Consider the following 20152-nt stretch of genomic DNA (forward strand, 5'->3'; position numbering starts at 1 on the left):
GAACAGTGGCGGGCATAAGAGTGCATCGTCGGCAAACTATCAGCAACCTGAAGTGATGAGTTCGTGAATGCGCGAAAAATCCACTGGCCTCGAAGATAACTGGCGATTTTGGGGCGCTTCATTGTGGGTATCGTGATGCATAGCAACTGAACAGCCACTACTGGGAGAATCCCAGGGTCCGAAGCGGAGACCGCACATCCGCGCTGGGCATCCGATCCGCCGTCGGCCATGGCCGCGAACGTCCGGCGGTGTCCGTTCGTTTGTCACTTCGCGACCGAACGCATCCCGACGAGGGGTTGCGATGCGGGGCGAGCACGGCTTGGCTGGATCACATACACAGCGACGAGGTGCAGGGCGCAGGAAGGAGCGGTCATGGCCAAGACAGCAACCGAGAAGGTCCGCGAGTCCGGTTCCGAATCACCGGAGAAGGCACGTTCCGCGCCGCCCACCGAGACCGAAGCGCCGACCGGCTCCGACACCGCGACCGCAGAGCGCGGCGGGGTGCGTGTCCCGGTTCCGACGCTCGGGATGCGGATGGCGCGAGTTCCGCTGCCGCCCGGGCCGCGCAGCGTGGCGACCGGTGTTTCCTCGGCGACCACGGCGGTGCTCAATCGAGTACCGGACCGGGAGTCGTTGCTCTATTTCGGCGGGCTCGGGGCGGCGGCGGTCACCGGACTGGTCTCGTGGCCGGTCGCCGGAGCGATCGGCGTCGGCGTCTGGGTGGCCGAGCATGCCCGTCGTTCGCCGGTGCCTGCGGGAGACGGGGCCGAAAAATGACCTGACCACGCGATGCCACCTAGCGCCGCCTCAACCGCGCCAGCTTTCGAGGACGCGGTCGACGGTGGGTCGGATACGAGCCCTGGCCTCCGAGCGGGGGATACCTGTCATGAGGAGATGGTCGTAGTCGGTGTCGCGGTGGCGGATGGAAGCTATCACGGCGAGGGTGAGCGCTTCGGCGGACAGGAGTTTGGCGGCGGCGGTGCGGCCTACGCGGCCGCTGCCGCGGGCGGCGGCGTGTTCGGCGATCTCGGTGGCGCGGTCGGCGGGGCAGCGGGGGAACAGCCGCCGGATCTCGTCGGACATTCGGGCGCGGTATTCGACGTCCTCGGCGGCGCGGCGCACACGGTCGCGGTCGCGGCGGCGGGAACGGGCCTCTTCGTCGGCCAGGCATTGCTGTTCGGCGCGGGTGAGGGCGGCTTCCTCGACGAGGATGCCCAGCCGTTCGTAGCGTTTGCGCCGCCGGTTGAAGCGGACGACCACGGCGGCGAGGGTGCTCTCCTTCTTGGCGCGCCGGCTCAACGCCGCGTTCCCGGCCGGCAGGAACTCCAGATGATCCAGGTCCGAACAGGTGAGGCACAGCGGCCCGGCCGCGGAGGTGATCAGATACGAGCCGCTCTCGGCGCATTCCGCGCACGTCCAAGGTTCGGCGGCCTCGACCACCGTCAGATCCGGGGCCCGGTTCTGGCGCTGGACGACCTGCTCGCGCCGCGCCGGGCTGAGTTCCGCCGAGAGCCAGTGCACCCGGAACACCGTGTCGTCGCCGTCGTCGACGAACCGCAACGCCTCGCGGTCGCGGCCGCTCGACAGATACGCCGCTGTGCTCGCGTTCAGCCCGTGCTCGCGGGCCCACTCGCCCAGCAGATCCGCCGCTTCGAGCATTCGTCGCCCGTCCACCGCCGTGACCTGCTCCAGCGACGGCGCCTGCCCCTGTCGCCAGCGATCGACCTGGCCGGACCGCACCCACCCCAGAACGGCGAACACATCGACCGCCGACACGTATTTGCGTTGGGCCAGCGCCGCTTCCGCAGCCTCGACCACCCGTCGCCGCAGCTTGGACACGAGTTCGAACCCTAGCGCACGCCGCGATGGGCGCAGGACGGTGCCGATGCGGCGGATTCGCTGCGAAAAAGTGTCCTATCACCCGATCGAATGTCGGTATGCAAGCGGATGCCGTCGGGTGGCGTTCATCGGGCACTGGTCGAATAGCGGGGCAACGTTCGCAGGGAGGAAGAGCCATGACCAGCATCGACACTCACGCCAACGGAACCGTCGCGTCCCGTGTCACCGAACTGACCACGGTTTTCGAGCGGGGACTTCGCGAAAACCTAGGCGTCGGCGCATCTCTGGGCATTCGACTGGAAACCGCGGGCGACGGCTACACCCGGTACTACCTCGACCCGAACCCGGCCACGATCAACGCGATGTTCACCGTGCACGGCGGTGTGCTGGCCACGTTGATGGACACGGCGATGGGCAGCGCCGTCTTCACCGAACTCGGTGACGGCGTGGCCTACACGACATTGGAGTTGAAGGTGAACTTCATCCGGTCGGTGACGCTGGACGGTTCCCGGCTGACCTGCGAGGCCAACGCCGTGCACGTCGGGCGGCGCACCGCGACGGCGGAGGGCCGGATCACCGACGCGAACGGCAAGCTGATCGCGCACGGTTCGACCACGATCCTGGTCTTGCCGCCCGAACACTGAGCACAGCGGACGGCCCGGCTCCCGGAACACGATCGGGAGCCGGGCCGTCCGGTGTCGAAGCTCAGGCCAGTGATCGGCATTCGTCGATGAAGCGCACCAATTCGTCGAGGCGGTCGCTGCGGGCGTCCACCGCGCGGTCGATCACCTTCACCAGGTGCTCGTAGGCCTCGGTGTGGTCGTAGGAGGCCACGTCGGCGATCTTCAGCGCCCACCGCCAGTAGCCGCGCATGGTGTCGGCCAAGGGCATGCGGAAGGTGGCGATCACCTCCCGGATCGGCTCCACGGCGGCGTCGCCGTGCACCCGCAGGTAGCGGCCGACCACGTCGGCCATGAAACTGAAATGCCGCGCCTCGTCGCGCGACAGCCGCGCCAGCACCGCCCCGAGCACCGGATCGTTCACCACCTCGCGCAGGTGCTGGTAGTACATCTGCGTCGCCTTCTCCTGCACCAGCGCGTAGGCGAAGAACTGCACCGGATGCCGGTAGGGCAGGTCGAACGGTTTCTGCCCCTCGATCGCCAGCTCGGCGCGCAGGGCGCCGCGCTCGGCCATCCCGGACGCCACCTGGTAGCGGCTCAGCGCGCGTGCGTGGGTGTCCTCCTCCAGCGCCCAGCGGACCGTGAAGTGGTAGAGCTCGCGGTTGTGCGCGAACGCGTCCCGGTCGACGGTGTCGTCCACCGGGAAATAGCGGTGGTAGACGTCGAAGTAGCCGGGCAGATGGTCCTCGATGAGGGTGACGAACTGGACCGCGGACCGCTGGCCTTCGGTGAGGCGGCCCGCGTCGGCGCGGGACCAGTCGAAGGCGGTCTCCACGTCCCAGGCGCGCGTGGCGGGCGAGGCCGCGAGGAAACCGTCGACGGCCGCGACCACTTCGTCGACGGGAATCAGCGCCGATTCGATGTTCATCTGTCGCTCCTGCGGCTCAGCGGGCGTTACGGCAGGTCAGCGCGTAATGCTTGGTGGTGTAACCCCATCCGGCGTTCGCGATCTCCAGGTAGTGCCGCAGCTTCGCGGCCAAGCCGGGCCCGTGCGCGTCGATGCGTTCGGCGGCGGCGTCGACGTTCGCGATCCAGTCGTCGATGGTGCGGCGGTAGTGCTCGGTGAGGTCGTCCACCGCGATGACGGACAAACCCGCGTCCTCGGCGGCGGTGACCAGGTCGGAGAGCGGACGCAGATCGCCCCACCCGAAGATGTCCGCGCGCACGAACTCGGTTCCGGCCTTGGCGTCGAACGCCGTGCGCGCGGACGCGTTGCGGAAGCAGCTCTCCGACACGTACAGCGTGCCGCCGCGCCGCAGCACCCCGCGGGCTCGGCGGAAGACCGCGCCGAGATCGGGCATGTGCACGATCGAGCCGAGCAGCGTCACGGCGTCGAAACCGCGCGGCGGCAGTTCCATCCGCTCGAAGTGGCCGACCCGGGTGTGCACCCGATCCGCGAGACCGCGGGCGCGGGCCTGCTCGGCGATGTACTCGTGCTGGCGTGGCGCCGGGCTGACACCCGTTGTCTCGCAGCCGAATTCCGCCGCCATGAACAGGATCAGCGAGCCCCAGCCGCAGCCCACATCGAGGAGGCGTTCGCCGCCGGTCAGCCCGAGCCGGTCGGCCACGAACCGCAGTTTGCGCCGCTGCGCCTGCTCGAGGGTGTCGGACTCGGATTCGTAGAGCGCCGAGCTGTATTTGCGCAGCGGGTCGAGGAATTGGCCGAAGATGTCGGGGTCGAGGTCGTAGTGCTGGTTGGTGTCGGCGGTGACCGGCTGGTCGGTGACGGTCACGCCGCCGCCTCGCGCAGCGCCTTGCCGACCACGGTGACGACGTCGTTCAACGAGGACAGGCCGAACACGTCCTGGTCCTCGAGTTCGATGTCGTAGGTGCGCTCGATCTTGGCGACCATGCGCAGCACGCGCACCGAGTCGACGCCGGCAATGCCGCGCAGGTCCAGGTCGGGGCGCAGCTCGGTCTCGGGGATGCCGGTCTCGGCGGTGGCGATGCCGGTGACCGTGCGCAGGATGTCGTCGGCGGTGTGGGTGGTGGTCATGACTCGACTCCGTTCGGGGCGAGGGCGGTGCCGGTGGACAGTGCGTGGGAGAGCGCGGCGACCTCGTCGTCGCCGAGGGTGAGCTGATGGCGCACGTCGTCGAGCGCGAACGGCTGGTAGGCCGCGGTGGAGCCGGCGCACACGAGGCCGCCGGCGTCGCGGATCTCCGCGGACGCCCGGATCGGGCGGTCTCCTTCGTCGCCGGGCAGCGTTGCGACGCAGTGGTATTCGCGTCCGACGAGCAGCGGGGTGAGGAATCGGGTGCGCTGGGTGACGGTGAACGCCGGGTGGTGGCGCGCCAGGACGATGAGATTGCCCATCACCTCGTCGCAGATCACGCCGATCAACCCGCCGTGCACGACGCCCGGGTAGGACTCGAACTCGCGCCCGAGCCGGAACCGGGCCTGCAACCCGTCCGGATGCGGGGTGAACCGCAGGCGAAGGCCGGTCGTGTTGTGCGGCGAGCAGCCGAAGCAGCGGTAGTCCGGGATCACCGACCAGGGCACCCGGACGGTGTCCACTCCGCCGTGGCCGGTGTCGTCGAAAGCGCTGTCGCGGTCCATGCGCTAGGCGATCGCGTCGGCCAGGGCCCGGCGAACCTTGGCGTTGCTGGACAGGTCGAGTCCGGTCATGCCTGCGAAGGTGCGCCGGACCTTGTCGTGCAGGACATCCAGCTCACCTTCGGCGGCGACCTGCTCGAGGAACAGGTCGAAGCCGGTGTCGATGGTCTCGTGGTCGCCGAGTTCGCTGATCCCGGCCTTGAACGTGCTGACCGGGTGCTTGATCTTGGCCTCCGAGCTGTACACGTAGAGGGTCTCCAGCACCGACGGCAGCTCCTCGGGCCGCCGCCGCAGCCGCTCGGTGGCGTAGTGGATGAACTCGCGCGCGTGGCCCGCCTCATCGCGACTGGCGTTGAGCAGCAACCCCTTCAGCACGGGCTCCTCCACCCAGTTCGCCACCGCCCGGTAGATGTGGTTGACGGTGAGCTCGGAGATGATGTTGGTGGCCAGGGTCGCCGACGGAGTGGTGCCCGGCGCGTACGGCTCGCGCATCGAGTCGACGGCCTTGTCGTCCACGCGCTCGCCGAGCGCGTTCAGCCAGGAGCGGAACGCGTAGTGGTGCTGCACTTCCTGGTAGCCCCACACCACCGCGAACGTGGAGAAGTCGTAGTCGTCGACGAACTCGTTCAGGAATCCGTGCACCGCGGCGATGACGTTGGACTCGCCCATCGTCGCGCTCTTGGCCAGGGTGATGTACTCGGGACGGACCAGGGTCGCGTCGACGGCGTCGAGATCGAGGTCGGCCAGCTTCCAATGCAGGCGCTCGTAGTGGCGGAAGACGTCATAGCTGTGCACGAAAGGCTCCGGTTCGGTCGGGATTACCTGCGGTGGGTGATGAGATCGCGGGCGGCGAGCCGCTGGAGCTTGCCGCTGCTGGTACGGGGAATGCTGCGCGGCGCGACCAGGTGGACCTGGACCGCGGCCAGGCCGAGTTCGGCGGAGACCCGGGCGCGGATCGCCTCGGTCAGCGCGTCGGCGTCGGCTCCGGTGCGCTCGGATTCGGCGATCAGCGCGATCACGTCCGCTCCGTCCGGGTCGATCGCCGCCGTGCACCGGCCCTTGTACACGCCGTCGAGGTCGCGTACCGCCGCCTCGACGTCCTGGGCGTAGTAGTTCACGCCGCGCACCGTGATCATGTCCTTGCGCCGGCCGGTGACGAAAAGCTCGCCGTCCCTCAGGTAGCCGAGGTCGCCGGTGCGCAGCCAGCCGTCGGCGAACAGACCGGACACGCGCGCGGCGTCGGCGGTGAGATATCCGCCGGTGACCGCGTCGCCCTGGATGAAGATCTCGCCCACCTTGCCGTCGGGCAGGTCACGGTCCCGGTCGGGGTCGACCACGCGCACCCGCATACGCGGTACCGGCGAGCCCACTCCCGCCACCGGCCGAGCACCCGAGGCGTCCGGTGAAACACGCTGTGCGATCGCGCCATCCGACAGTGCGGCGCGATCCACCCACTCGAAGACGGGCGCGCGGCCCAGCGGCGGGAAGGTGACCGCGAGGGTCGCTTCGGCCATGCCGTAGACGCCGAACATCGTCGCCGGTCGGAATCCGGCGGGGGCGAAGCGCTCGCAGAACGCGACGACGACATCTCGGGAGATCGGTTCCGATCCGTTGAACGCGATCCGCCAGCGGCTCAAGTCGTAGTCGCGCACCCGCTCGGCGGGCACGGCGGCCAGCAGCGCCTCGTAGCCGAAATTGGGCATCGCGGTGATGGTGGTTCCGCTGGCGGCGAAGTCGGCGAGCCAGCGGGCCGGGTCCTTGACGAACGACAGCGGGGACCACACGTGGGCGGGGATGCCGCGCAGAATCGTCGAGAGCGTGCCGAACAGGCCCATGTCGTGGAACAGCGGAAGCCAGAACCCGCCCTGATCGTCCAGGCTCAGATCGATGCCGGTGCGGATCGATGCCAGGCCGCTGAGGACGTTGTGGTGGGTCAGGCGAACGCCTTTGGGGGTAGCGGTGCTGCCGGAGGTGAACTGGATGACGGCCGGATCGTCGCTCGACAACTCGGGAAGGGCGTCGGCCGTCGCAGTGTCTCCCGCGAGAAGTGCTGCGGTGTCGATCAATTCGACGTTCAGCGTGTCGCCGAGCAGTGCCGCCAGGTCGGCGAAGCGATGCGACACCAGAACCGTGCGCATGCCCGCCGCCGCGACGATGGCGGCGAGCTTCTGCGGGTAGCCGCTCGCCGCGCGGGCGCCTGCGGGCAGCGGAAGGGGAGTCGCGGCGCCGCCCGCCGCCGTCACACCGAACAGGCAGGTGAGGAACTCGGGAGCATTCGGACTCAGGATGCCCACCGGTTCGCCGCGCCGCACCTCGCGCCGCAGCAGCGCCGCCGCCGCGACCAGCGACTGCCGGTGCAGCTCGGCGTAGTCCACCGTTTCCGGCAGCGACCAGAACGTGGCGGCCACCGCGGGATGGGCGGCGGCGATCTCGGCGAGGCGACCGTGCAGGGTCCCGGCCGAATCCGCGGAATTCATGTCCGCCACGGAAACAGCGAATTGTGACGGCGCATTGAACTCGTTGTGAATTGACGTCGGCGATAAACAAGGCCGATCATCCGATCGCACTGCGCGATAAAGTATTTCGGCTATGGCTCGATAGGAACGGGTAATCGCCGCCACACCGCGCCGGTGCCGCGCACCACGATGGACGAGAAATTCTCTCCCGCGTCCCGGAATTGTCCGCAGCGATCCGGCGGATGCTATGCCCTTTTCCGCGCCGCGTCCATTTCTACCCAGGAGTCGCCGGTGAGTTCCGACCAATCCGCGGTCGAGGAGTCGACCCCGGTTCAGCTGGCGGTCGTCGAGAGCGTCGCCGCGCACATGCGGCACAACCCGTACGGCAGTTACGACGTGCTGCGCGCGGCGGCCCCGTTCGTGCCGGGCCCGCACGACACCCACCTGGTGACCCGCCACCACGAGGCGCAGGCGATCATGCAGGACCCGCGCTGGAGCCACGCCGAGGAACCGGAACTGCTGCACGGTGACAGCGAGGTCGAACTGCCCGGCTCCTTCCTCTGGATGGAACCGCCGGAGCACACCCGCCTGCGCGGACTGGTGAGCAAGGCGTTCACCGCGCGCACCGTCAGCGGTATGCGCGAGCGCGCCGAGCGTTTGGTCGAGGACCTGATGGCGAAGATGCTCGCCGAGCGGGACGTCGACCTGCTCGAGGCGCTGGCCTATCCGCTGCCGCTGACCATGGTGTGCGAACTGCTCGGCGTGCCGCCCGAGGCGCACGAGCACGTGCGGGAGATCTCGGCGGGCATCGCGCGCGGCCTCGACCCCGACGTGCTGCTGTCGAAACCGGAGCTGGACGCGCGCACCGCCGCCGTGCACGCCTTTCTCGAATTCTTCGGCGACCTGGTCGAGCAGCGCCGCCGCACGCCGCGCGCCGACTTGATCACCGCGCTGGTGCAAGCCGACGACGCGGGCGCGCGCCTGACGCGCACCGAATTGCTCGGCACGCTGCTGATCCTCGTCGTCGCCGGGCACGAGACCACGGTCAACCTGATCGGCAACGGCGTGCTGGCGCTCATCCGCAATCCCGAGCAGTTCGAGCGGTTGCGCGGCTTCCCCGAGCTGTCCGAGCCCGCGGTGGACGAGGTGTTGCGCTACGACGCCCCGGTGCATCTGACCACACGCACCGCGCACGAGGAGATCACCGTCTCCGGAAAGACTTTCGCGCCGGGCGAGGCGGTGATCGTGCTGCTGGCGTCGGCCAACCGCGATCCCGCGGCATTCCCGCGGGCCGACGAGTTCGACATCGTGCGGTATGCGCGCGGGCGAAAGGCAGAGCGGCACTTGTCCTTCGGGCTCGGCCTGCACTACTGCCTCGGCGCGCCGCTGGCCCGGCTGGAGATGAGCGTGGTGCTACGGGCGATCGCCGACCGGGTCGCGTCCATGTCCCTGCTCGAGGAACCGCTGTACCGGCCGAACGTGGTCGTGCGCGGCATGTCGCAACTGCGTGTCCGGATGGAGGCCCGATGAACGCCGTTACGCCCGCCGAAGTCACCTTCGACGCCTTCGATCCGAGCGAGCGCGCCGACCCGTATCCGGCCTACCGGCGGGTGCGGGACGCGGCGGCGCTCTTCCCGTTCGCGTTCGGCGATGTGCCGGTCACGCTGGTCACCCGTTACGAGGAGTGCGCCGCGATTCTGACCGGCGCGGACTGGGGGCACGGCTACGCGGCGGGCATCAGTCCGTTCCGGGACACCACGGCGGCGATTCCCGGTTCCTTCGTCCGGATGGATCCGCCCGAGCACGGCCGCTACCGCAAGCTCGTCGCGAAGGCGTTCACCCCGCGGCTGATGGCCGAGATGGCCCCGGTCGCCGGGCAGGTCGTGCGGGAGATCGTGGACGCGGCGCTCGTCCGCGGCGAACTCGACGTGCTCGACGGCCTCGCGGTGCCGCTGGCGGTGGCGATGGTGCCGGTCCGGTTGCTCGGCGCCGACCCGGCCGACGCCGCGAAGTTCCGGGAGTGGCAGCTGGCCATCGCGCGCGGCAGCGACCCCGATTCGCTGCTCGGGCCGCAGGATGTGGCGGCCCGCACCGCCGCGGCCGTGGAGTGCATGGGCTACTTCGCCCGGCTGGTCCAGCGCAAGAAGGAGAATCCGACGCCGGACCTGCTGAGCGCGCTGGTCGCCGCGAGTGCGGACAGCGACCAGCTCACCGAGCCGGAGGTGATCGGCATCGCCCTGCTCACCCTGGTGGCGGGGATGGAGACCTCGATCAACCTCATCGGCAACGGCATGCTCGCGCTGCTGCGCAGCCCGGACCAGCTCGCCCTGCTGCGCGACCAGCCCGACCTCATCGCGCCCGCGCTGGACGAGATGCTCCGCTACGACGCGCCCACCCAGTTCACCATTCGCGTAGCGCTGGCCGACACCGTGGTCGGCGGACACCGGTTCCGCCGGGGCGACGGAGTCGTGGTGCTCACGGCGTCGGCCAGCCGGGACGACCGGGTCTATCCGGACGCCGACCGCTTCGATGTCACCCGCTACGCCGGAAACCATCCCGCGCGCAAGCATCTCGGCTTCAGCCTCGGCATCCACTACTGCGTGGGCGCGCCGCTGGCGCGGATCGAGGCCGAAGCCGCGGTCGGCGCGCTGCTCGCGCGGGCTCCGAAACTGGCGCCCACGACCGACACGATCGAGTACCGGCCGAGCTTGATCCACCGCGGCATCGTGTCGCTGCCGGTGACGTTGTGAACGGGGCACGGCACGCGGTCGTGCTCGGCGCGGGCGTCGCCGGGCTGCTGGCGGCGCGGGTGCTGGCCGACCACTTCGCGCGGGTCACGGTGTTCGAGCGCGACGGCTTCGACGTCGAGGGCATGCGCAAAGGCGTTCCGCAGGCACGGCACCTGCACGGCCTGCTGGATGGCGGCCGCACCGTGATCGAGGAACTGCTGCCCGGATTCACCGACGAGATGACCGCGCGCGGCGCGACCCGCGCCGAGGCCCTGGTCGCGACCAGGTGGTACGTGGGCGGGCTGCGGGCCGCGCCGGCCGCCACCGGGCTCACCTCGCTGATCGCGACCCGGCCTCTGCTGGAATCGCTATTGCGGGAACGGATATCGCGGCTTTCTCAGGTGCGGCTCGTGGCGGGAACCGCGCGCGGCCTGATCGGTGACCGGCACGGCGTGCGCGCCGTGTCGGTGTCGGGTGATTCCGGCGTCCAGACGCATGCCACCGACCTCGTGGTCGACGCGACCGGGCGCGGCACGCGAGCGCCGGTGTGGCTCACCGCGCTCGGCGCCGAGCCGCCCGCAGAGCAGCGGCTGGAGGTGGATCTGGGCTACTCCTCGCGGTTCTACCGCCGCCTCGAAGGCCAGCTCGACGGGCACGCCTCGGTGATCATCTCGACCGGGGCCAACGGCCGCGGCGGCGGCGCGGTGCGGGTGGAAGACGACCGCTGGCACGTCACGCTGGCCGGGATCCTCGGTGACCACCCGCCCACCGACCCCGACGGCTTCACCCGGTTCGCCGCCTCCCTCGCCGCGCCGGACATCCTCGATCTGATCACCCGCTCCGAACCGGTCGGCGACGCGGTGCCGCACCGCTTCCGCGCTCCGGTGCGCAGGGCCTACCGGCGCCGTGCCGCGGTGCCCCATGGCTTCCTACTGCTCGGCGACGCGCTGTGCAGCTTCAACCCGCTCTACGCCCAGGGCATGGCGGTCGCCGCCCAGCAGGCCGCGGCACTGCGCGCGTGCCTGCGCTCCGGCGGACCCACGCCGGATCTCCCCGCGAGGTTCTACGCGGCGGCGGACAAGGCGCTCGACGTCGCCTGGCAACTGTCGGCCGGCGCGGATCTTGCGCATCCGGGGGTGGGGCCGCGCACGGTGCGCACGCGGCTCACCAACGCCTATGTGGCCCGCGTGCATCGCGCAGCCCACGTCGACCCGCATGTGTCCAGGACCTTTCTGCGAGTGGCGAACCTGGTCGAACCGCCGACGGCACTGCTGCACCCCGCGATGGCGGGACGAGTACTGCTGCGCGGCGGCACCCGCGCGGCCGCACCGAACATCCGTCCCACCGGTCCCGGACCCCTTCGCGCATCGGGTCCGTCGCCGGACACGCGGCCGTCCATCCCTTCCGATCGCTGACCCATTTCGACTACCGGCAGCATCGACCGGCGTCGGTGCTCCGCACAGGAGGAACCACTCGACATGGACTCGTCAACCGCTGGTACGGCTGTCGCGGAACAGGATTCCGCCGTCCAGACCGCCCTGATCCAGCTCTTCGGCCCCGAAGGCAGACCGGATCCCTACCGCCCGGCCCGGGTGCTGCGCGAGGCGGGCCGCCTGCACCAGACTCCCTTGGGCCACTACGTGCTCACCCGCTACGAGGACTGCGCCGCCGTCCTGTCGACCACCGCGTGGAGCCACGCGGAGGAGGCGGCGATGATGCATCCGACGGTGTCGCCGGAGGACGCGCCCGAGGAGTTGCCCACCTCGTTCCTGTGGATGGAGCCGCCGGACCACACCCGGCTGCGCAACCTCGTGACCAAGGGCTTCACCCCGCGCATGGTGACCAGGCTGCGTCCGCGAATCCAGGAACTCACCGAGCAACTGGTCGACAAGGCCGTGGAGGCAGGCGAATTCGACCTCGTCGAGATGATCGCCTACCCGCTGCCGCTGATCATCGCGTGCGAGCTGATCGGGGTGCCGCCGGAGGCCTACGACCAGGTCCACCGGTGGTCGCAGGATTTGGCGCGTGGCTTCGACCACGATCACACGCTGCCGGAGGAGGCGCTGAAGGCGCGCAGCGCGGCCTCGCGCGGATTCATGGGCTACTTCCGCGAGTTGCTGAACCAGCGCCGCCGCGACCCGAAGGACGACCTGCTCAGCGCGCTGTCCCAGGTGGAGGATCGCGGGGACGTGCTCACCGAACAGGAGCTGCTCGCCACCTGCATCACCACGTTCGTGGCCGGGCACGAGACCACGGCCAACCTGATCGGCGCCGGTTCGTTGCAGCTGATGCGCAACCCAGAGGCGATCGATACGCTGCGCAAGCGACCGGAACTGGTCGCCTCGGCGCCCGACGAACTCTTGCGCCTGGAACCGTCGGTCCAGATCACCACGCGTGCCGCGACCCGCCCGATCACGCTGGCCGGGCACGACTTCGAGCCGGGCGAAGGCGTGGTGGTGCTGATCAATTCGGCCAATCGCGACGACGCGGCCTACGCCGACGCCGATCGCATCGACGTCGCCCGGTACGCGGACCCGATGAACCCGGCCAAGAAGCATCTCGGCTTCAGCCTGGGTATCCACTACTGCCTCGGCGCGCCACTGGCGCTGCTGGAGATGGAAGTGCTGCTGGAGGTGCTGTTGCGGAAGGTTCGCGACATCGAGGTGCTGTCGGACACGCCGCCGTACAAGCCGAATGTCGTGATACGCGGGTTGGCGGCGCTGCCGACTCGTTTCACCGCCGTGTGAGTCCGGCGCCATCGGGCCGGACCCGGCCCGATGGCAACACGGTCAGCTGCCGACCACCTCGATCTTCGCTTCGTCGACCTTGATGTTCTGGTCGGTCGGGTTGCCCTGGGGTTTCACGGTGATGCGCGACTTCTCGACGCCCGCGGACTCGAGTTCTGCCGCGATGTTGTCGCCCCTGGCCTTGGCGACGGATTTGGCGGTGGCGGGGTTCTCGTCCTCGGCGTAGGTCGTGATCTCCACCTTGGCGTCGTTGCCTTTCAACGGGACCGCCACCACTTTGATGGTGGCGACGTCCGTCCCGCTGAGGTCGGAGCTGCCGCTGTCGAAGGTGATCGGCGCGGCGGCCAGCGCCGCGTTGATCGCGTCCTGGATCACCTGCTGCGCGGTGTTCAGGCCCGAACGCACTGCCGAGGACGCGGTCGCGGCCAGGCTGCTGCGCAGGGGGTGGGTCTGCTCGGTCGTCGTCGCCGAAGAATTCGAGCCGTCGTCGGACCCGCACGCCGCGGTCACGAGCAGCGCGACGGCCACAGCGGCGATTCCACTGACGCTTTTCTTGGAAATCATCTGCCTACTCCTGTTTCGGTGGAGAAATCCCGTATGCGCCATTCGGTGCGATGCGTGGAATTGCCCGGGAACAGGCCCGCACGCATACGTCTGTCCAATGCTGTCGGTGCACTCGATCCTTGCACAGGCACGCGGCCACGGAGTGCCGTTTCGCGGGTCGCCGCATTTCCCGGTCACGAGCGGCGCAATTGTTGCCGGAATGTGCGCGAGTCGCCATGAGCGCGGCGTAGCGTCGATTCGGCGAAATGCGGGAGTTCTCCCGGCCGGGCGACGACCGGTTCGGGAGGGGCCGGACGTCGAGACGAAGCAGACCAGTCGCGCGAATCGGCCCTTCGCGGCCGGATGAGCAGAGGAAGTGAACCGCGGTGCGGTCGGTGAAGTTGTCCGTGGCATTGGCCCGGGAAGTCTCGCTGGCACGGAGCCGGGCAGCGACCGGATGGCTGCGCGGAACGCCCCAGGGCCGCACCGTGCGCCGGATGATCGATGGCTTGGCGGAGGTCCAGATCGTCGATCGGTCGATGGTGCTCGCCGCGCAGATCTTCACCTCGGTGCTGCCGGTGATCATCGCCGCGTCCGTCTTCAGCGGGTGGCATGCGGCGGCGGAGACGATCAACGACCAGTTCGGGTTCGATTCCGGCTCCCTGGGCGCCGAAACCGGCACGAGTTCGGGCGACCCGACGCTGGCTGCGTTCGGTGTGGTCGGACTGCTCATGGTCGTGCTCGGCGGCACCTCGTTCGCGCGCGCGCTCGCTCGCGTCTACGCGGCGGTATGGAAGGTGCCGACCCTTGGCCCCCGCGATGCGTGGCGCTGGCTGGCCGCGCTGCTCGCCGTCGCGATCGCGGTGGCGCTGGTGGGGCAGACCAGGGAGCTCACGCGAATCCGGTACGCGGGTGGACCGCTCGCCCTGGCTGGTGAGCTGGTCGTCTGGGCTTGCGTCTGGACGGTCGCGCCTTTCCTGCTCACGAAGGGAGCGCTGACCGGGCGGCCGTTGTGGGTGTCCGGAGTGCTCACTGCGGCCGGTCTGACCGCGATGCACGCGGTGGGGCGGGTGGTGCTGCCGCGAACCACGGCGAACGCCGAAGCGCACTTCGGTCCGCTCGGCCTGGCCTTCACCACGGTCAGTTGGCTTTTCGTCCTGTCGATGGTGATCGTGGGCGCGGCGGCGGTCGTCAAGGCGCTCGCTCTGGACGAGACCGCCGTCGGTCGTTTTCTGCGCGGTCCGCAGCAGAACGGCGCGTGATGCGGCAGGGAGCTCGCTCTTCTCGAAAACCTCTGTGTATCAGGCCTTCTCGGTGAGCTACCAGTCGACCTCGCCGAGTTCGTGCAGCCTGCGGAAGACCAGCATCGAGCCGGGCGCGACGTGGTCCATGGCGGCGTACTCGCGCACGGTGAAGTAGCGCAGCTCGGCGATCTCGCTGGTGGGTCGCGGCTCGCCGTCGAGTTCCGCGGTGAAACAGGTCATGTGCAGCTGGGTGCCAGGGGAGTGCCCGTACGCCTCGGCCCGGAACACGCCGAGTTCGTCGTAGGCGACGACGCCGACGCCGAGTTCTTCGCGCACCTCGCGGTGCAATGCCGCCTCGGGCGTCTCGCCCGGGTCGATCTTGCCGCCGGCCATGTAGAAGACGTCCTTGCCGACCGAGCGCGCCTGCAGCAGGCGGCGATCCCGGACATGGGCCAGCGCGGCGGTGCGAATCACCGGCCCACTGTACTGAGCGGACCGAACGCGACGTCAACCGGATTTCCGGCGGTTCGGGCCGCTCAGTGCTCGAGCACGGCGCGGTGCAGGAGCTCGCCGATGCGCCGGTGGATCAGCGCGGTGTCGTCACCGTCGGCGACGAACTCCAGGAACAGCGCCGCACCGGCCGCCAGCGCGATGACGGCCCTGGCATCCAGTTCGGATCGCGCACGCGATTCGGTGTCGCCCGCGGCGAACAGCGCGGCCGCGGGGGTGCTGAATCCGGCCCACAGCCGGTCGCGCAATTGCCGATCGCGATCGAGCGCGGTCAGCAGGCCGGGCACGGCCGCGCGAACATCGTCCCGCGCGAACAGTTCCCGGCTGCCGCGTAGCACCCACTCGATCCATCCCTTCCGATCGGTTCCCTCGAACGGGCCCAGATCCGGCGTCTCACCGAGGACGGCGTGCAGCACCAGTTCGGCCTTCGATCGCCAGCGGCGACCGATGGACGCCCGGCCGACCCCCGCGCGTGCCGCCACCGCCCGCACGCTCAACTCGTCCCAACCCACCTCGACCAGCATCTCCCGCACGGTCGCCAGCACGCGCTGCTCGACCGACTCGTCCCGGGGCCGGCCCGCGCTCCGGGTCGCCGACTGCGGGTCCTGCGCCGTTTCGCCCATGCCGCTTCCTGACCTCCATTACGATGCCACTGGCATCGAATTTGTACCGATGCTTCCGATGTGCGGCCATTGTCGCGTGTGCCGTGGGCGCGGCGGCGGTGGACCGGACGGCGGAACCCGTGGTGACGAAGGAATGAGATGGGCGGACCGAAAGACATACCGGCTGATACCGGCTCGGCGGCCCGAGCGGCGAGCGCGTGTACGACCGGAAGCGACGAGGGGTAGCCGGTATGCGAATCGCGGTCACCGGCGGCACCGGCTATCTCGGTGCGCACACCGTTTCCGCACTATTGCGGGACGGGCATCAGGTCGTTCTGCTGGTCCATCCGGGTGAGTCCCTCGCCGCGGTGGTCGGCATGTTCGACGCCAGGCCGGACATGCTCTCCGTGCTGCCCGGTGACATCAGGGACCCGCAGACCGTGGAGAAGTTGCTCGTCGGATGCGACGCCGTTCTGCACGCGGCAGGCGTGGTCGGCACCGACAACCGGCGCGAGCAGTTGATGTGGGAAGTCAACGCGGACGCCACTGCGATGGTGCTCGCCCGAGCGACGGCGCTCGGGCTGGACCCGATCGTGCACGTGGCCAGCTACAGCGCACTGTTTCCCAGCCCCGATCCGGTCATCACGCCGGACAGCCCCACCGCGCCGGGTCGCAGCGCCTACGGCCGTACCAAGTCGGCCGCCGATCGGATCGCGCGGGCATTGCAGGCCACCGGCGCCCCGGTGGTGATCACCTATCCGTCCAGCGTCGTCGGCCCCGGTCTCGGGGCGCAGGCCGGGATCACCTCCGACGGTTGGGGCGCCATCCTGCGAGCCCGCGTCGCTCCGCGAATCCGGGGCGGAATGCAGATGATCGATGTCCGGGACGTGGCCGCCGTCCACGCCGCCGTCATGCGCCCCGGTCTCGGACCGAGGCGCTATCTGTGCGGCGGTCACCTGCTGGCCTTCGACGAGATCGTCGATATCTTGGAAAGCGCTGCCGGGCAACGGATCCGCCGGATACCGGTGCCGAGGGCCGCCCTGCTGGGAATCGGACGGCTCACCGACGCCGCCGCCCGATTCCTCCCGATCAGCGCGGGCCTCAGCTACGAGGCGGCGTGGTTGCTGACCACCGCCACGCCGACCGACGACTCCCGCACGCTGGCCGATCTCGACCTGCGCTGGCGGCCCATCCGGGACGCCATCATCGAATCCGTGCGCCGCGAATCCGATTCCCACACCTGATGCGGCACGGGCCGGTCGGACCAGTTCCCGGCGGTCAAGTGCACGCCGGAGGCGGCATCACGCGACGGCGGTTCCCTCGAGCTCGACCAACTGGCCCGGTATCGCCAGCCGTGTGACCCCGAGCATTGTGGTGGTCGGTGCCACCCCGGAAGCACCCAATCTCGACGCCAGTACACCGTAGTGCTGGAAAAGCAGATCGACGTCGGTGGTGTAGACGTTGAGCCGGACGAGGTTCGCGAGAGACATGTCGGCCTCGCCCAGCACGACCTCCAGGTTGTCCAGGCTCAGCGCCAACTGCCCCGCCATGTCACCGTCATGCTGGGGCTTGCCGTCGCCGCTCATCGCGGTCTGCCCGGAGCAGTACAGGGTCCGGGTGTGGCCGCAGACGAGCTCGCCCTGGTTGAATCCCATCTCCACCGACCACGTCACCGGGTTGACTGCCGTTCGTTCGACTACCACATCAGCTCCCATTCGATTTCGAAGTACGTACGTCCTGTCGGCCCGGTAGCCGCTGTCCATGACGCCGTGGTGCTGAGCCTCCCAGCGAATCACGACATCCTGTGTCGTGTATTTGTTAGAGTTTTCGTATGCGCGCCGACCGGTTGGTCTCGCTGGTGCTACTGCTGCGCCAGCGCGGTCGGCTGACTGCGACCGAGCTGGCCGACGAGCTGGAGGTGTCGACCCGCACCGTGTTGCGCGACATCGAGGCGCTGTCCGCGGCCGGTGTCCCGGTCTACGCCGAACGCGGCCGACACGGCGGTTACGCTTTGTTACCCGGGTTTCGGACCGAGCTCACCGGGCTGAATCACGACGAGGCGCTTGCCCTGCTGGTCGCCGGATCACGTCGCGGCGCACAGGCGTTCGGCCTCGGCTCGGCGCTTGCTTCGGCGATGCTCAAGGTGATCGACGCGCTACCCGAAAGCTATCGGGACACCGCGGCTGACGTGGCCGAGCGATTGCTCGTCGACCCGCAGACCGATCTGCTGTCGCGTCGGCTGATCGCTGAGGAAGTGCCCGACACCATATCGGCGGAGATCCGGCGCGCGGTGTTCGCCGGACACAAGCTGCGCATCCACTACGCGGCCGTGGACCAAACCCCGAAGTGGCGCACGGTGGACCCGATCGGCCTGGTCATCGTTCGCGACCAGGGTTACCTGCTGGCCACGAGATCCGGCGCGGACCGCACCTACCGGCTGTCGCGGGTGCTGGCTGCGAAGGAACTCTCCGAACCGGCACAGCGACCGGGCCGGGTCGATCTGGACCGGGCGTGGCAGGAACGCAGCACGCGGTTCCGGACCGGCGGCGACCGAATCGCCGTGCTGGTACGGGTGAACCCAGCCCGGCGAGAGGAACTCGTGAGCACCGCGCTGGCCGTCCGCACCGAGGAAACCGACACCGACGGCTGGCTGCGGCTGGAGCTGATCTTCCAAGACTCGCGACACGCCGAATGGGCGCTGTGGCAGCTCACCACAGACGTGGAAGCACTGGCCCCGCAGTCGTTGCGCACTTCCCTTCGCTACCGCGCCGCCGCGATCGCCACCTATTACGGGGAGTCATCCTGAGAGTTGTCGCCTGCTGACGTCACCCCGGTGAGTATCGCGACCTCCGCTCGCCGCAGGCCGGGCGACCGCCGCAGGCCCACTGTCGGCAGACCGACGTCCTTCGGCGTGATCCGGCCCTACGGGTGCGGAGTCGCACAGCTGGGCGCGCCGGGACAGATGTGCGGGCCGTAGCTGAAAGCCAAGTGCCGGTTGGCCGTCGGGCGGGAGACGTCGAAGTCGTCGGCGTCCTCTTCCTTGGTCATCGGCGATGCCCAACCGCCGCTCGCCACTTCGGCGAGCGCGGCGGCGGCGCGTCGGGGCTGACGCTATCGTGGTACATCAGGGTCTCGATGTACCCGGGACTCACCAACCGCTTCAGTATGGGACCTGCACGAAGTCCGCCAGTTCGCGGACCTCTGCCGTCAGCGTCCTCCGCTTCTCGATCATTCCTGCGAGGATGTCACGCGCAAACCGTTGTTTCACAAGCCATTCCGGCAGCTCCCGCCGGATCTGCTGAAGCACCGCGAGCGCTTCCGGGTACTGCCGCATAGCCGCGTGTGCTGCTGCAATGTCGAGCCGATGACGCTGCCACGGCCACGGCGGGGGGTACTTCGTCCCCGCCAGTTGCGCACCGATCGCCAGCGCCACTTGCGGTTTGTCGACGACCATCGCGTTCTCTGCCGCCAACATCTGCACGGTGACCGGGCCGAATGCGTGCAGCAGGCCGTCTTTGGAGTCGTGTTCACCGTGACGGATCGCCATCCCGGCTACGCGGGCGAACGCGAGCGCGTCTTCTGCCTCGCCAGGCCGGTTGTCACGTATCGCCGCTGTGGAGACACGTTGCAACATCAGTCCCCAACCGGCGAGGTCTTCCCGTGATGCCTTCGAGATCCGGCGCGGGTGTCAGTGCGACATTCGCTGAGGTCAAGCCGCTATTCCGTGGTGGTCGGTTCACAGAACTCGATTTCTATCGGCGAGTGTGCGACCTGCCTGCCGAAGTCCATCCGCCGCACCTGGGGCGCATCACGCTGCGAACGCGGATGCGTCATCACCGGCATGGGCCCGTGCGAACGGGTGTGTCAACCCCGTAGCGCCCCAGTCCACGTCGGGCGAAATCTCAAGCGCTGTCAATGCCGTTAGGGGCTGCTGTAGGGGAGAGGTCACATCGTCGTCTCCCTCCCCATATGCGGGCATTTGAGGAGTGTGTAACCGACATGTCCCCCCGCCGCCCACGCCAACTCCTCGCGCCGCAACCCCGGCACCCGTCGATGGGGCAGGCCGGGCCGCAACCCCGCCGCCTCCGGAGTGATGCGTTCGCGCCTGCTGTAGCGGGGATTCGGTGCTGGCAATGGAGAAAATCCCGATGGGTCGAGCCGCTGAAGACCGATCTGGATGAGATCACATCACTTGGGGCGCAGTTGAATACGAGGGCCGGTGAAATCGCGCAAATCAATAGCCTGC

General features: G+C 69.1%; 22 protein-coding genes. 9 read left to right on the plus strand and 13 right to left on the minus strand.

The window, feature by feature from the left end; all coding sequences use genetic code 11:
* Positions 1 to 372: 372 nt before the first annotated feature.
* Positions 373 to 777, plus strand: coding sequence for a hypothetical protein (locus ACIHAX_RS31655; protein WP_355076538.1), 405 nt, complete (start codon positions 373 to 375; stop codon positions 775 to 777).
* 30 nt (positions 778 to 807) lie between these two features.
* Here the strand turns inward: ACIHAX_RS31655 and ACIHAX_RS31660 are convergent, their stop codons facing one another.
* On the minus strand, positions 808 to 1839 hold the full coding sequence (locus ACIHAX_RS31660; RefSeq protein WP_364435626.1) for a DUF2293 domain-containing protein: 1032 nt from the start codon (positions 1837 to 1839) through the stop codon (positions 808 to 810).
* Positions 1840 to 2015: 176 nt separating this feature from the next.
* Between ACIHAX_RS31660 and ACIHAX_RS31665 the strand changes: the two genes are divergently transcribed.
* Positions 2016 to 2483, plus strand: a complete 468-nt coding sequence (locus ACIHAX_RS31665) for a PaaI family thioesterase (RefSeq protein ID WP_364435623.1) — start codon at positions 2016 to 2018, stop codon at positions 2481 to 2483.
* A gap of 61 nt (positions 2484 to 2544) precedes the next feature.
* Here ACIHAX_RS31665 and ACIHAX_RS31670 read toward each other — a convergent pair whose 3' ends face one another.
* From ACIHAX_RS31670 to ACIHAX_RS31695, 6 genes are read right to left on the minus strand one after another with little or no spacing between them, the layout of a single operon-like run.
* Positions 2545 to 3387, minus strand: coding sequence for an acyl-ACP desaturase (locus ACIHAX_RS31670; protein WP_397281303.1), 843 nt, complete (start codon positions 3385 to 3387; stop codon positions 2545 to 2547).
* 16 nt (positions 3388 to 3403) lie between these two features.
* The gene (locus ACIHAX_RS31675) at positions 3404 to 4252 is read right to left on the minus strand and encodes a class I SAM-dependent methyltransferase (RefSeq protein ID WP_355076530.1); all 849 of its coding nucleotides are present in this window, start codon (positions 4250 to 4252) and stop codon (positions 3404 to 3406) included.
* The gene (locus tag ACIHAX_RS31680; RefSeq protein WP_355076528.1) at positions 4249 to 4515 is read right to left on the minus strand and encodes an acyl carrier protein; all 267 of its coding nucleotides are present in this window, start codon (positions 4513 to 4515) and stop codon (positions 4249 to 4251) included. The genes ACIHAX_RS31675 and ACIHAX_RS31680 overlap by 4 nt, the downstream gene beginning before the upstream one ends.
* Positions 4512 to 5078 carry a PaaI family thioesterase gene (locus ACIHAX_RS31685; RefSeq protein WP_397281306.1) on the minus strand — a complete coding sequence of 189 codons (567 nt, stop codon included), beginning with the start codon at positions 5076 to 5078 and terminating at the stop codon, positions 4512 to 4514. The genes ACIHAX_RS31680 and ACIHAX_RS31685 overlap by 4 nt, the downstream gene beginning before the upstream one ends.
* A gap of 3 nt (positions 5079 to 5081) precedes the next feature.
* Positions 5082 to 5870 carry a ferritin-like domain-containing protein gene (locus ACIHAX_RS31690; protein ID WP_397281308.1) on the minus strand — a complete coding sequence of 263 codons (789 nt, stop codon included), beginning with the start codon at positions 5868 to 5870 and terminating at the stop codon, positions 5082 to 5084.
* A gap of 23 nt (positions 5871 to 5893) precedes the next feature.
* Entirely contained in the window at positions 5894 to 7642 is a 1749-nt protein-coding gene (locus ACIHAX_RS31695) for a fatty acyl-AMP ligase (RefSeq protein WP_397281310.1), read from the minus strand.
* Positions 7643 to 7822: 180 nt separating this feature from the next.
* Here ACIHAX_RS31695 and ACIHAX_RS31700 point away from each other — a divergent pair, with 180 nt between their 5' ends.
* The 4 genes from ACIHAX_RS31700 to ACIHAX_RS31715 all read left to right on the plus strand — a co-directional run bounded on the left by ACIHAX_RS31700 (position 7823) and on the right by ACIHAX_RS31715 (position 13007).
* On the plus strand, positions 7823 to 9061 hold the full coding sequence (locus ACIHAX_RS31700) for a cytochrome P450 (RefSeq protein WP_397281312.1): 1239 nt from the start codon (positions 7823 to 7825) through the stop codon (positions 9059 to 9061).
* Positions 9058 to 10281, plus strand: coding sequence for a cytochrome P450 (locus ACIHAX_RS31705; RefSeq protein WP_397281313.1), 1224 nt, complete (start codon positions 9058 to 9060; stop codon positions 10279 to 10281). The genes ACIHAX_RS31700 and ACIHAX_RS31705 overlap by 4 nt, the downstream gene beginning before the upstream one ends.
* On the plus strand, positions 10278 to 11675 hold the full coding sequence (locus ACIHAX_RS31710; protein WP_397281315.1) for an NAD(P)/FAD-dependent oxidoreductase: 1398 nt from the start codon (positions 10278 to 10280) through the stop codon (positions 11673 to 11675). Before ACIHAX_RS31705 ends, ACIHAX_RS31710 begins: the two co-directional genes overlap by 4 nt.
* 63 nt (positions 11676 to 11738) lie before the next feature.
* Positions 11739 to 13007 carry a cytochrome P450 gene (locus ACIHAX_RS31715; RefSeq protein WP_397281317.1) on the plus strand — a complete coding sequence of 423 codons (1269 nt, stop codon included), beginning with the start codon at positions 11739 to 11741 and terminating at the stop codon, positions 13005 to 13007.
* A 42-nt stretch (positions 13008 to 13049) separates the two neighbouring features.
* Here the strand turns inward: ACIHAX_RS31715 and ACIHAX_RS31720 are convergent, their stop codons facing one another.
* Positions 13050 to 13571 carry an OmpA family protein gene (locus ACIHAX_RS31720; protein ID WP_355076512.1) on the minus strand — a complete coding sequence of 174 codons (522 nt, stop codon included), beginning with the start codon at positions 13569 to 13571 and terminating at the stop codon, positions 13050 to 13052.
* Positions 13572 to 13936: 365 nt separating this feature from the next.
* Here ACIHAX_RS31720 and ACIHAX_RS31725 point away from each other — a divergent pair, with 365 nt between their 5' ends.
* The gene (locus tag ACIHAX_RS31725) at positions 13937 to 14812 is read left to right on the plus strand and encodes a hypothetical protein (RefSeq protein WP_397281319.1); all 876 of its coding nucleotides are present in this window, start codon (positions 13937 to 13939) and stop codon (positions 14810 to 14812) included.
* Positions 14813 to 14869: 57 nt separating this feature from the next.
* Here the strand turns inward: ACIHAX_RS31725 and ACIHAX_RS31730 are convergent, their stop codons facing one another.
* Positions 14870 to 15268: an NUDIX domain-containing protein gene (locus ACIHAX_RS31730; protein ID WP_355076509.1), complete on the minus strand. Its 399-nt coding sequence runs from the start codon at positions 15266 to 15268 to the stop codon at positions 14870 to 14872.
* 62 nt (positions 15269 to 15330) lie between these two features.
* Positions 15331 to 15927 (minus strand): helix-turn-helix domain-containing protein, encoded by a 597-nt coding sequence (locus ACIHAX_RS31735; protein ID WP_397281321.1) that lies wholly within the window; start codon positions 15925 to 15927, stop codon positions 15331 to 15333.
* A 230-nt stretch (positions 15928 to 16157) separates the two neighbouring features.
* On the opposite strand from ACIHAX_RS31735, the gene ACIHAX_RS31740 reads away from it, so the two are divergent.
* Positions 16158 to 17150: an NAD-dependent epimerase/dehydratase family protein gene (locus ACIHAX_RS31740; RefSeq protein ID WP_397281323.1), complete on the plus strand. Its 993-nt coding sequence runs from the start codon at positions 16158 to 16160 to the stop codon at positions 17148 to 17150.
* A 57-nt stretch (positions 17151 to 17207) separates the two neighbouring features.
* Here ACIHAX_RS31740 and ACIHAX_RS31745 read toward each other — a convergent pair whose 3' ends face one another.
* Positions 17208 to 17561, minus strand: a complete 354-nt coding sequence (locus ACIHAX_RS31745) for a RidA family protein (protein WP_397281335.1) — start codon at positions 17559 to 17561, stop codon at positions 17208 to 17210.
* Positions 17562 to 17737: 176 nt separating this feature from the next.
* Between ACIHAX_RS31745 and ACIHAX_RS31750 the strand changes: the two genes are divergently transcribed.
* Complete coding sequence (locus ACIHAX_RS31750; RefSeq protein ID WP_397281325.1) at positions 17738 to 18712, plus strand: helix-turn-helix transcriptional regulator; 975 nt, start codon at positions 17738 to 17740, stop codon at positions 18710 to 18712.
* Positions 18713 to 18828: 116 nt separating this feature from the next.
* Here the strand turns inward: ACIHAX_RS31750 and ACIHAX_RS31755 are convergent, their stop codons facing one another.
* On the minus strand, positions 18829 to 18954 hold the full coding sequence (locus ACIHAX_RS31755; RefSeq protein ID WP_364435574.1) for a hypothetical protein: 126 nt from the start codon (positions 18952 to 18954) through the stop codon (positions 18829 to 18831).
* Positions 18955 to 19066: 112 nt separating this feature from the next.
* Entirely contained in the window at positions 19067 to 19540 is a 474-nt protein-coding gene (locus ACIHAX_RS31760; RefSeq protein ID WP_397281327.1) for a hypothetical protein, read from the minus strand.
* Positions 19541 to 20152 lie beyond the last annotated feature (612 nt).

Origin of the sequence: Nocardia sp. NPDC051929 (assembly GCF_044548645.1) — a bacterium.
Classification (GTDB): Bacteria; Actinomycetota; Actinomycetes; order Mycobacteriales; family Mycobacteriaceae; genus Nocardia; species Nocardia sichangensis.